Annotated in this window: 12 protein-coding genes and 1 riboswitch; of the genes, 8 read left to right on the plus strand and 4 right to left on the minus strand. The window is 28.7% G+C overall.

The features are described from left to right. The first annotated feature begins 431 nt into the window (after positions 1–431). Positions 432–2,420 (plus strand): methyl-accepting chemotaxis protein, encoded by a 1,989-nt coding sequence (locus B3W71_RS09725; RefSeq protein WP_346888739.1) that lies wholly within the window; start codon positions 432–434, stop codon positions 2,418–2,420. Between the two features lie 85 nt (positions 2,421–2,505). Here the strand turns inward: B3W71_RS09725 and B3W71_RS09730 are convergent, their stop codons facing one another. Genes B3W71_RS09730 through B3W71_RS09740 form a run of 3 tightly spaced genes read right to left on the minus strand, consistent with a single transcriptional unit; the run spans position 2,506 to position 5,385 of the window. Next, positions 2,506–3,270 (minus strand): ABC transporter ATP-binding protein, encoded by a 765-nt coding sequence (locus B3W71_RS09730; protein WP_346888740.1) that lies wholly within the window; start codon positions 3,268–3,270, stop codon positions 2,506–2,508. After that, positions 3,270–4,352, minus strand: a complete 1,083-nt coding sequence (locus B3W71_RS09735) for an iron ABC transporter permease (protein ID WP_346888808.1) — start codon at positions 4,350–4,352, stop codon at positions 3,270–3,272. Before B3W71_RS09735 ends, B3W71_RS09730 begins: the two co-directional genes overlap by 1 nt. A gap of 7 nt (positions 4,353–4,359) precedes the next feature. Next, positions 4,360–5,385, minus strand: a complete 1,026-nt coding sequence (locus tag B3W71_RS09740) for an ABC transporter substrate-binding protein (RefSeq protein ID WP_346888741.1) — start codon at positions 5,383–5,385, stop codon at positions 4,360–4,362. Between the two features lie 141 nt (positions 5,386–5,526). Then, positions 5,527–5,700: riboswitch (cobalamin riboswitch) on the minus strand. A gap of 285 nt (positions 5,701–5,985) precedes the next feature. On the opposite strand from B3W71_RS09740, the gene B3W71_RS09745 reads away from it, so the two are divergent. The 6 genes from B3W71_RS09745 to B3W71_RS09770 all read left to right on the plus strand — a co-directional run bounded on the left by B3W71_RS09745 (position 5,986) and on the right by B3W71_RS09770 (position 10,121). Next, a complete protein-coding gene (locus tag B3W71_RS09745) occupies positions 5,986–6,306 on the plus strand; it encodes a (2Fe-2S)-binding protein (RefSeq protein ID WP_346888742.1) in 321 nt (106 codons plus the stop codon). 81 nt (positions 6,307–6,387) lie between these two features. Continuing rightward, positions 6,388–6,708, plus strand: a complete 321-nt coding sequence (locus B3W71_RS09750; protein WP_346888743.1) for a (2Fe-2S)-binding protein — start codon at positions 6,388–6,390, stop codon at positions 6,706–6,708. 265 nt (positions 6,709–6,973) lie between these two features. Then, positions 6,974–7,150, plus strand: a complete 177-nt coding sequence (locus tag B3W71_RS09755) for a (2Fe-2S)-binding protein (protein ID WP_346888744.1) — start codon at positions 6,974–6,976, stop codon at positions 7,148–7,150. A gap of 191 nt (positions 7,151–7,341) precedes the next feature. Continuing rightward, complete coding sequence (locus B3W71_RS09760; RefSeq protein WP_346888745.1) at positions 7,342–7,731, plus strand: hypothetical protein; 390 nt, start codon at positions 7,342–7,344, stop codon at positions 7,729–7,731. Positions 7,732–7,847: 116 nt separating this feature from the next. After that, positions 7,848–9,419 carry a DUF4118 domain-containing protein gene (locus B3W71_RS09765; RefSeq protein WP_346888746.1) on the plus strand — a complete coding sequence of 524 codons (1,572 nt, stop codon included), beginning with the start codon at positions 7,848–7,850 and terminating at the stop codon, positions 9,417–9,419. After that, a complete protein-coding gene (locus B3W71_RS09770) occupies positions 9,420–10,121 on the plus strand; it encodes a response regulator transcription factor (RefSeq protein ID WP_346888747.1) in 702 nt (233 codons plus the stop codon). It abuts the gene before it with no gap. 135 nt (positions 10,122–10,256) lie between these two features. Here the strand turns inward: B3W71_RS09770 and B3W71_RS09775 are convergent, their stop codons facing one another. Continuing rightward, positions 10,257–10,538 (minus strand): hypothetical protein, encoded by a 282-nt coding sequence (locus B3W71_RS09775; RefSeq protein WP_346888748.1) that lies wholly within the window; start codon positions 10,536–10,538, stop codon positions 10,257–10,259. Between the two features lie 682 nt (positions 10,539–11,220). Between B3W71_RS09775 and B3W71_RS09780 the strand changes: the two genes are divergently transcribed. Next, a complete protein-coding gene (locus tag B3W71_RS09780) occupies positions 11,221–12,582 on the plus strand; it encodes a short-chain fatty acid transporter (RefSeq protein ID WP_346888749.1) in 1,362 nt (453 codons plus the stop codon). Positions 12,583–12,675 lie beyond the last annotated feature (93 nt).

Genomic DNA, 12,675 nt, shown 5'->3' on the forward strand with positions numbered 1-12,675 from the left:
ATTTATTTTCAGATGCCTAATTGAAATTTTCTAGGGAAGGTGAAAGATAAATTTGAAGGATGTCTCTTTGATTAGGAATATTTAAAAACTTAAATAAAAGAGTAGTAACAATAATATAACAGATGTGTAGTTTATGAAAAATCTATAGAGAGTACTAGTAATAAAATAGATAGTCTAATTGAATAAATTTGAAGATAAAATATCTTATATTATAAGATATTTTTTAATGAAACTATTCATTATATAAATAATATTACGATTATAAGGTGTATAGACTCAAAAATTAAATTAAATTTAAGCGATATTATTTACATATGTTAATTAAAATTTAAGAGATAAGTAAGAAAGGGGATGTATATAGTATATTCTATATATGTACTTAACAAGTACTAACTTATATGTAAATCTAAATGGATTGTAGGGGGATGAACATGTTTAAGTTTAAGCATCTAGGAACTAAAATGACTGTATTTATAGTGGGTATAGTACTAATAGGAATGTTAACCACTCAATTAGCCACTACTATGATAATGAGAGAAAATCTTGAAAAAGATACAAAGGAAAGAGGAACTACAGTAGTAGCAGAGCTAGGGAAGTCCTTTGAAAAAGAGTTATTACAATATGAGAAGGATTTAAAGCTAATTGGTGAAAATGGTGCTTTTATTAAGGAAGTGCTTAATGATTCAGTAGATTTAGAAGAAATTTTATCATTATTTAAAAATTATACTGATACTAATTCTCAAGTGCTAAGTATATATGTAGGATTTAAAGATAAAAATATGATTGCGGAAAGTGCATGGGATGTACCAAAAGACTATGATGTAACTCAAAGAGATTGGTACATAAAAGCAATAGAAAACACTGATAAAGTAGTATGGACAGAGCCTTATATTGATGTAGACCACAATGTGCCTGTAATCACAGCAGCTAAGGCCGTAATAGAGAATGGAAGTGTTAATGGTGTAATAGCTATTGATCTATCATTGGAAAGCTCTTTAAATAATGTCAAAGAGTACAATGTAGGATATAATGGATATGCATTTTTAGTTAGTGATAAAGGGATGGCTCTATACCATCCGACATTAATCAATGAAAATTTAAAAGAACAGCCTATATTTAGTGGAATTTTCAAATCAGAGGTAGGTTCTTATGGATTCAATGAAGATAAAGAAAATTTAGAGATATATTATTATACTATACCAAACTTCAATTGGAAGATTGGAGCTGTATATAATGAGAGGGATATGCAGGCTAGCATAATCGCAATCAATGATTTTACTACATTTATGACTGCTGGAGTAATGATAGTATTAGCTATAATATTATATATACTTATAAAAAGGATATCGAATCCTTTAGTTAAATTATCTAATGAAGCTAAATTAGTAGCTGAAGGTGATTTGACAATAAATATAAAATCTAATTCAAAGGATGAAGTTGGACAAGTAACTAATAACTTTAATAGTATGGTTAAAGATATTAATAATATAGTATCTAATGTACAAAAATCTATATATCAAATTAATAGTGCTAGTGAGAATCTAAGTGCTATATCAGAAGAAACTACAGCTTCATCAGAAGAAATAAATGCAGCGGTTGCAGAAATAGCTAGAGATACTGCAAATCAAGCAGAAACTATTATAAACATAGTAGATAAAGTTGAAAAGCTAAATGAAACTATTGAATATATTAACAGTATTAGTAATGAAATGAATGAATTATCTAATTCTTCAACATCTGCTTCAAAGCTAGGTTTAGAAAACGTAAGTAATCTAAATATTAAAATTAACGAAAATACTGCTGAACTTAATAAGGTAAATGATATATTCCAAGGTCTAGTTTATAAGCTACAAGAAATAGATAAGATTATAGACATGATAACTAGCATATCAGATCAAACTAACTTATTAGCTCTTAATGCAAGTATAGAAGCTGCTAGAGCAGGGGAATCAGGAAGAGGATTCGCTGTGGTGGCTGAAGAAGTAAGAAAATTAGCAGAGCAATCTAATGATGCTACAAATAAAATTAAAGAATCTTTATCTAGTATAAATAAAGAAACTAATAATGTTAAGAGCGCCATATTTTATGCTAATAATATAAATAAAGAAACTGCAAGTGCAGTATTAACTACAGAACAATCGTTTAATTCTATCAATGATGAATTACAAGATATAGCTGAGTTAATAAGAAAAACAAGTAATAATACAGAAGATATTAATAATTATAGTGAAAATATCTTAGGTGGAATAGAAGATATATCTAATAATGCACAACAAAATGCATCTACAATTGAAGAAGTTAGTGCTTCAGTAGATGAACAATGTGCTGTATTTGGAAATATAGCACAACATTCAGAAGAACTAGCACAGTCATGTCATGATTTATCACAATTAATTAATCACTTCAAAGTAAATAAGTAGAATATTTTCAGTTAGTTATTTTTTCATTATAAATTATGAATAAAATAAAGGGATGCCTCAATACATTGAGATATCCCTTCATTTGTTATACAGGTGTATAACAAATATTTAATAAATTAGTTACTGGATTGTTTATAATTATTGAATCTACTCCATAAACATCTTTGATTAATTCAGAAGTAAGAACTTCTTTAGGCGTACCATAGGCAACAATATTACCTTCTTTTAAAACATAAATCTTATCACAATACATAGCGGCAATATTTAAATCATGTATAGCAGCGATAACTTCTACATTAAGATTTTTTACAATACCCATAAGTTGAAGTTGATATTTTATATCTAAATGATTAGTTGGTTCATCTAGAATTAGACAGTCAGTCTGCTGTGCTAATGCCCTGGCAAGAATAATACGTTGTTGTTCTCCACCAGAAAGAGTTAGAAAGCTTCTATCTATAAAGTCTAGCATTCCTACTTTATTCAAAGAATCATATATTATGTCATAATCTTCTTTAGTATCTCTATCTAGAAATTTTTTATGGGGAGATCTACCCATAAGTAATATATCTTTTACTGAGAAATCAAAATTATAATTATTATGTTGAGATAGAACTGCTAGTTTTTTAGAAGTTTCTTTAATAGATAATTTGCTCAGATTAATATCATCTAATTTAATTATGCCACTACTGGGTTTTAGGGTCCTATATATACATTTTAATAAAGTGGATTTGCCACTACCATTTGGACCAATTACTCCTATAAATTCTTTGTTATCAACATCTATATTAATACCTTTTAGAATATCAGTGTCACCTATTTTAACTCTCATATCTTCAGTTGAAATATGCATTAGTTGTTACCTCCAAATCCATAGGATTTTTTTATCATAAGCCATACAAAAAAAGGTGCTCCTATCATAGAAATCAATATGCCAATAGGAATCTCGGCACCCTTTATTATAATTCTAGATAACACATCAGCCCAAATTAGAAATATTGCACCTAGTATAGCTGCTATAGGAATTATTTTTTTATGATCTGTACCAAATATCATTCTAACTATATGAGGAATAATAAGTCCAATAAATCCAATCATACCAGAAGCATAGACTATTATACCGATCATTAAGGAAGTTATTATTAAATAAATAATTCTAAACTTGTGTAAATCAGTACCTAAAGTCACAGAAACTTCATCACCTAAAAGCATTAGGTTTAGAGTTCTATATTGGGTCATAAAGAATAATGTTCCTATAAAAATAATAGGAAGTATAAAAGAAATTTCATTCCAATTAGCACCAGCCAAACTACCCATAAGCCAAAAACTGATATCCTTCATTCCCTGAGCATCATTGGTAATATAAACTATAAAGCTTGAAAAGGCACTACATACAGAGCTAAGAGCCATTCCAGAAAGAAGCAGTTTTACAGAATTAGTTCGTCCACCTATATTAGAAAGCTTTAAAACTAACATTGAAATAGTAAAAGCACCTATAAATCCCATTATTCCAATATAACTGCTACCTAAACTTGTTCCAATACCTAGGATAATTGCTAAGGTAGCACCAAGAGAGGCACCTGAGGATATTCCAAGGATATAAGGGTCAGCTAAAGGATTTTTAGCAATAGATTGGATTACAACCCCAACTACAGATAATCCCATTCCAACGGCTATGGCTAAAACTATTCTAGGCATTCTAATCAACCATATAACATCTATTTTGGAAGCGCTCATAGAGAGCTCACCTATATTAAAGAGTTTATAAAGAATAATACTATATACTTCTTTTATGGATATATTTACAGAACCAATTGTAACAGCTAGTCCTATTGAGAAAATAAGTATTATTAAAAGAACAAGAGAAGTACCTATATAAATAGGCATTCCCTTAAAAATATTAGAATCTTTAATTTTATTTTTATTTTTCATCATCATAGTATTACTTACCTAAGGTTCCATATAAACCTTCAGAGAAAGTATTTATTCCATCTATAGTTCTGATACCACTAGAATACATTTCTCCTAAAGATATAGGATATACTCTTTTATTTTTAACAGCTGAAAGTGTTTGAAGAGATTCATCTTTTAAAATTTTATCTACTTCTTGTTGAGGAATGTTTTCATCGCCTCTATCCATATATACTACAAATATACAATCAGGATTTAGATTTATTAAATCTTCTTTACCAATGCTATTTCCTTCAGGGCTAAGTAAATTGGCACCAAGTTTTGTTATCATATCACCAGCTAAAGTACTAGATCCATAAGTACTGATTTTATCCTTGGAGAATTCTAAAACTAAAGCATTTTGTTTTTCTTTACCATTAACTGAATTAGAAGTGTTTTCAACAGCCCCAGTAATTTTATTTACTAATTCTTGTGCTTTATCTTCAACATTGAAAATTTTTCCTAAGTTTAATATGTCAGTGATTTCATTATCAATAGTTTTCTCTTTAGCTACACCACTATTTAAAGACATATATGTATTAACACCATTTTCATTCCAGTAAGATACATCACCAAGATTTTTATCTTTAAAAAGTGAATACCAGCCAAGGATAAAGTCTGGTTCAGACATAACTACAGTTTCTTTAGATGGAGTAAACTCTTTCAAATAATTAACCTTTTCAAAAGCAGCTTTGTATTCTTCTTTTACAGGATGGTCAAGACCAGCAGCAGCTACTATTTTATCTTCAAGACCTAAAGCAAGAAGAGTTTCTATAGAGTTCTGATATACAGCAAAAACTTTTTCAGGCGCTTTATCAAAAGTTAGTTTTATAGGTTCTTTTTCGAAGTTATAAGTTTCAATTGTTACTGGATAATGGGAATCTGCGCTTTCCTTTTGAGATGAATTAGAATTTTCTTTTGAAGTGTCTTTATTAGAGCTTCCATTACTACAGCCTACAAGACTAAGGATAAGTAGCAAGCTTAATAAAATTGAGGTGATTTTTTTAAAGTGTTTCATTTTAATTCTCCTTTGTTATTCTAATTATAATTAGTTAAATATTATAATTCGTTATGAATACATAAGGATACTCTAAGTAAAATCATAGACAATACAATGTGGTTACTATGATTGATTAATATCACCCTTTACTCGAAGAGCATCGATATTTTAATATTGGAAAGTATCCTGACTTATAGATCATAATATTAACTAGCCTTCCCAAATCAATGACTCAGTGACTTAATTTAGTTAATACTCCCTAATTACAGTAGCGGTACTGTGTGGAAATTTCATCCATCTTCCTTTAAATTAACCAATATTATTCATATATTATTATATTTCAACAGAACATACTCTATCATAATTAAGAATATGTGTCAATAAATCAAAACAAATAAAAGTAAATAAATCCATAAATATTAAATAAATGTAAATATATTTAATATTGAATATATTATCAAGAATTAACAAAGAATAAAAACATAAGGGTATACATATAAAGTAAATAAATAGAATAATATATAATATAATCATAATAATGAATAATAACTATTGAATAATAATTATTATTTAGATATAATTAAAATATATTAATGAGAGATTTAGGAGGAATATAAAATGGCAACAGAAAAAATCGTATGTCTATGTAATGGAGTTACTTATGCATCAGTAAGAGAAGCTATGTCTGAAGGTGCGAGATCAGTGGAAGATATCCAAAGTGCTACAGGTGCTGGGGATATTTGTGGAGGATGTATTGAAGAAATTGAAAGAATATTAGGTAACGCATGTACATGTAGAAATATTTCTACTGAAGAAGTTGTAGAATCAATACAAAATGGAGATGATACTATAGAAAAGATAGGAGTAACTACAGGGGCAGGAACAGCATGTGGAAAGTGCAAATGTGTTCTTGAAAGCCTAATTGACACAAATAAATAGAGAATATTAGTATTAATACAATTTAATTGAATGATTACTAAAAAGTATTAAGATAAGTAATAAACTTTTGGAGGAACGACAATGGGAGCAAATAGAGTTATATGCCACTGTATGAATGTGGATTACTTAGCAATAAGAAAGGCTATGATAGCAGGAGCACGTACAGTTGAAGAAATTCAAGAGATGACAGGAGCAGGGACAGTTTGTGGAGGCTGCATAGGTGAAATAGAGAAAATATTAGCATCAGTTTGTGGATGTAATAATGTTTCTCTTGAAGAAGTAGTAGAAGCAGTAAAAAATAGTGCTGACACTGTAGAAAAAGTCGGAGAGGCTACAAAAGCAGGAACAGTTTGTGGAAGATGTAAAGCTCTTGTAGAGAATGTTATAGAATTAAAAAGATAAGTATAAAAGATTAAGGAAGTCCTAAGAAAATAGGATTTCCTTTTTAAAAATTACTAGAACAATGTTTATAAGCTATTACTAGTTTAATCAAATATATTTATAACTTATTCCAGGAAATTTATTAATTAGATATGAGAAATGGTTTTATTAATGTAAATATAGTGTATTAAAATGTATTTTATAGACATACTATTAAAGAATAGTTAACATGATACATGGTTAATCCTATATTAATCATGTTATTTATATTAAGGAGGAATATAAAATGTCAGAAAATAGAGTTGTATGTACTTGTCTAGACGTGGACTATGACACCATCAAAAAGGCAATTGAAGCTGGAGCTGAAACAGTAGATGATGTTATGCAAGCTACTGAAGCTGGAACTATCTGTGGAGCATGTATTGATGAAATAGAAGAAATTCTTCAAGAGTTAAAGAAATAGTTAATACAAATTTTTAGGGCTATATTCATATTAAATTGATTAATATGAATATAGCCCTAGTTTTTATAGTATTACTTTGAAAATCTTAACATTATCTTTATATGATAAATACTCATCTTAATACAAAATTTATTAATACATTGTTAAAATGATAATATAAAGAAATGTTAATTAAGAGGAGTTGACATATTATGAAGAGTGATAACAAAAAGAATGAATTTAGGACTTATATGGACAAGGCTATTTTAAATTTAAAAGCTAAAAATTATGAAGTAGCAAGAGAATATATTTACAAGGCAATGGTAATAGATGACTCAGCTCCACAAATCCATAACTTACTTGGTATATTATATGAACTAAATAAAAATATAGATTTAGCACAGAGACACTATAGTGCAGCATATTCCCTTAATACTAGCTTTAGCCCTGCAATAAATAATTTAGAGAGAGTAAGTGATTTTTCATATAAATATAATACTTATGATATTGATTATGGTACTAATAAAGAGTATGTTGAAAGTCAAATATATAAAGTAGTTTATGATGAAAAAAATATAGGAAAACTAGTTAAGCTAGGTTAGATATAAAATATAATTAAGTTAGATAGCAAAGCTTTATTAGATTAGTAAATTCTAATATTGAATTTTAAATTTAGTAAATATAATATGTAATTAACAGTTTAAAGGAGATGGATACAATGAAATATGATAAAAGTATATGTGATTATGATGATAAAAAGAAAGATAAAGAATCATATACGGTTAACGATTTTCTAAAAACTATAATAATAATGTCTTTAAGTACAGTTGTATCCATTATGTTTGGAAAACTTGAATTTAATGAATCTAATATTATACTTATATTTATATTGGGAGTATTGTTTACAGCTAGAAGTACAGAAGGATATTTTTATGGTACAATGGCATCAGTAATAGGAGTATTGACTTTTAATTTTTTCTTTACAGTACCATATTATACCTTTAGGGCATATAGAAGCGATTATCCAATAACTTTTTTTGTGATGTTATCAGTAGCTATAATTACAAGTATGTTGACTTCTAAAGTTAAAAAAGAAGCTGAAATAGCATATATTAGAGAAAAAAGGATTAGACTATTATATACAAATAACAAAAAATTACTTATTGCTAGAAATAAAGATCAGATAATTGAGCTCTGTGGTAAAAGTTTGGTAGATATGTGTAATAGAAGTGTTATAATAGCTGTTAAAGATTCTCGAAATAATTTAATGGACCCAAGGATATTTGTTGAAGAAAGTGATATAGGCAGTGAGAATATATTTCAATCGTCTTTGGAAAGAAATGCATTAAGGGAAGTACTTAAATCAGGAGAGATAGTTGGTATGGGTACAGACTTCTTTAACAAAAATAGAGCTTACTATTATCCTATAAAAGGGCAACATGATATTTTAGGGGTAATAGGTATGACATGTCTTCAAAAAAATGAACTTACAGCAAATGAAAAAATAACACTAGCATCTATATCAGCACAGGTGGCCTTAGCGCTTGAGAGAGAAGAACTATTTGAAAAAAGTAAACAAGCAAATCTAGATGCAGAGAGGGAACGATTAAGAGGAAACTTACTTAGATCAATTTCACATGATTTGAGAACACCACTTACAAGTATTATGGGTTCTGCATCAACTATTCTTGAAAATTATGATTTATTGGATAAGGAACTACAAAAGGAACTTCTTCAAAATATCTGTGAAGATGGTAATTGGCTTATTCATTCTGTTGAGAACATACTAAGCATGACAAGGATTGATGAAGGAAGGCTCGAAATAAAAAAAGAACCTGAAATTGTTGAAGAGATTATTACTGAAGCTGTTTCGAGAGTAAAAAAATTTGAAGATAAACGTAATATAAAAATAGATTTGCCAACGGAAATGATATTGATACCAGTAGATGGATTATTAATAGAGCAGGTACTTATAAATTTAATTTATAATGCTATAAATTATACACCAGATAATTCATATATAGAGGTTAAAGTAAAAGCCCTAAAAGATAAAGTAATCTTTCAAGTTTTAGATAATGGGAACGGTATACCAGAAGAAGATTTACCTAATATATTTACAAGATTTTATACAAAATCTAAGACAAAGCAGCTGGAAAATAGAGGAATAGGATTGGGACTGGCTATATGTAAATCTATAGTTAAAGCACATAATGGACAAATAGAAGCCTTTAATAATGAATTAGGTGGTGCTACATTTAGATTTAGTATACCTAGAGATGGAGGGATATAGATGGAAATAAAACCATTAATTCTAATTGTTGAAGATGATAAACCCATAAGTAAATTTATAAAGGTGTCTATGGAAACTCAAGGCTACAAATGTATTGATACAAAATATGGGGACGCGGCAATCTCTTTAGTTTTCTCAATGAATCCAGACATAGTAATTCTGGATTTAGGTCTTCCAGATATGGACGGACTTCAAGTTATAGAAAAGATTGTAGGAAAAACTAAAGCTAAGATAATTGTAGTATCTGCTCGTGGACATGAGAGAGCAAAGGTTGAGGCATTAGATTGTGGAGCTGACGATTATTTAACTAAACCATTTAGTGTTTCTGAACTTTTAGCTAGAGTTAGAGTAGCCCTTAGAAATCGAAATCATAATATTATAAATGAAAGTGACAGGACAGAAAGTTTTGAAGTGAGAGGACTAAAGATAGATTTTGAAAAGCATAGGGTATTTGTAGAAGGAAAAGAAATACATTTAACGCCTATAGAATATAAATTGATTGAATTAATGTCAAAGTATTCTGGGAGAGTTTTAACTCATAAATTTATTGTAAATGAGATATGGGGAAACTACTGTGACAATGAAACTCAATCTCTCAGGGTATTTATGGCAAGTATAAGGAGAAAAATTGAAAAGGATCCAGCAGATCCACAGTATATAAAAACAGAAGTTGGAGTGGGGTATAGATTAATTGATGAATAAATTATATTTAAAAGGAACTTTTGCAAAACGAACTAATCTAAATAAATATTAAAGTTCATCTTCAATATTTATTTAGATTAGTAATATATTTTGCGAAAGCCCCTTTGTTTGAAAGATTTCTTATAGAGGTACTTATTAATCTTTCATTTCATTTTTAATATCATTTTTTAATTCTTTAGCTATTTCTTTTCCTCCAGCCATAGTTTTGTTATAAAGATTTTTAACTAGTCTACCTTCTTCTTTACCTTCATTTTTCATCTGAGCTTTTAGGTTATGAACAAATTTTTTTTCTGAAATAAAATCTTGAATGTCTTCTTTTTTATCGTCATATTGGATTTTCATTTCATTAAACATATCCTTAGCTCCACTAGTAATCTTATTCATACCTTCTTTAACATCTTCACCTATTTTGTTCATAAAAATCTCCCTTCTTAATACTATTCTAAATGCTAATTTAGTAGCATATGATATAAATTCTTGTTTAATAGAATCAAAATAAATATTGATATATATAAGTTTTATTAAAGTTTCTACATTAAATTTGCTTACAATTCTAGGTCACACTAAGGAATATTAATGAATTTTATTTGTTGAAACTTATATTTATGAATATAAAGTTTAATTCTATTTTCATATAGTTTGTTCAAAAAACATTATAATATTTTATAAATTTAATGGTGATGTAGGTATTAACTTCAATAATTGTATTTAAATTTATTAGTTACTTTAATATGTGTAGATAGATTATAAGTAAATACATAACTATGTTAAATTTTAAACTAGGCAACTTAAGGAAATATGTAACAGGAAATGTAGTAAATCTATTAAAAGTAATAAAAATTGAAAAGAGGTAAAAAATATGGTATACTAAATGTGAATTAAGTATACCATATTACAATGTAAAGCTATACATGTATATAGCATTTTATATGCCAATATAAAAGTTTTGTTTAGAAGGCATTAATATAAATATCATAATTAAAAAATTAACTATATTAGCTAAAAACACTATAAATAGATAACAACAAATAATTATATTAAAGATATAATTATTTGCTGATATAAAAATATCCATATATGTATTAAGGGGGGAAGGAAAATGTTTAAAAAATTTACAAATGGTTGTGTTAAATTAGTTCAGAATTACCTGCCAGATCCATTTTTATTTTGTATCATTTTAACTTTCATGATCTTTATTTCAGGGGTTCTATTTACAGGACAATCTCCATTGGCTATGGTTATTCATTGGACAGATGGATTTTGGAGCTTATTAGCATTTGCGATGCAAATGGCGCTAGTTCTTGTTTTTGGACATACTTTAGCTAGTGCACCAGCTTTTAAAAAAATTACAAAGAAGCTAGCTAGGATTCCTAAAACTCCAACTCAAGCAATATTATTAGTTACTTTTGTATCATCTATAGCATGTATATTAAACTGGGGATTTGGGTTAGTTATAGGAGCAATATTTGCAAAGGAGCTTGCAAAGGAAGTAGATGGTGTTGATTATAGACTTCTAATAGCTTCGGCTTATTCTGGATTTTTACTATGGCATGCTGGACTATCAGCATCAATTCCACTAACTCTTGCTACTGGTGGAGAGTCTTTAGTTGCAGCAACGGCCGGAGCAGTAAGTGCAGCAGGAGTACCAACTAGCGAAACTATATTTTCACTGTTTAATTTAGTTATAGTAGGAGTTTTAGTAATAACTCTACCACTTATAAATAGGGCTATGCATCCAGACAAAGGGCATGCAGTAGTCATAGATAAAAAGTTGTTAAATGATGAAGAGGAGTTCATCGAAATGCCAAGGGAAAAAATGACTCCAGCTGATAAGTTAGAAAATAGTAAGTTAGTTACTTGGCTAATTTCAATAATGGGATTTACTTATATAATATATTATTTCATTACATCAGGATTTGATTTAAATCTTAATATAGTAAATTTTATATTTTTATTTTTAGGCATTTTATTACATGGAACTCCAAAGCGATTTTTGAACGCACTAATGGAGGGAGCTAAAGGCGCAGGCCCAATATTACTTCAATTTCCATTTTATGCAGGTATTATGGGAATGATGACGGGAGCTAATGCGGAGGGAATATCTTTAGCGGTATTAATGTCTAATATATTTGTGACTATTTCTAATGAAGTTACATTTCCAATGTTCTCATTCCTAAGTGCCGGATTAGTTAATTTCTTTGTACCATCTGGTGGTGGACAATGGGCTGTTCAGGCACCAATTATGATGCCTGCTGGTGCTGAGTTAGGAGTAAGTACAGCAAAAACAGCTATGTCAATTGCATGGGGAGATGCGTGGACAAATATGATTCAACCTTTCTGGGCTTTACCAGCACTTGGAATAGCAGGATTGGGAGCAAAGGATATTATGGGATATTGTATAATAGATTTGCTATACTCAGGATTAGTAATTGCTGTAGGTCTTACTGTTATAGGTATTTAGAATTATTTTATTAATTCAGCTAATTACGAAATAATATATAATTTTAAAGGGGCTTTCACAAAAAGCTAATCTAAATAAATATTGAATAAGCAC

Source organism: Clostridium sp. UBA1056, from assembly GCA_002316385.1.
Lineage (GTDB): Bacteria > Bacillota > Clostridia > Clostridiales > Clostridiaceae > Clostridium_J.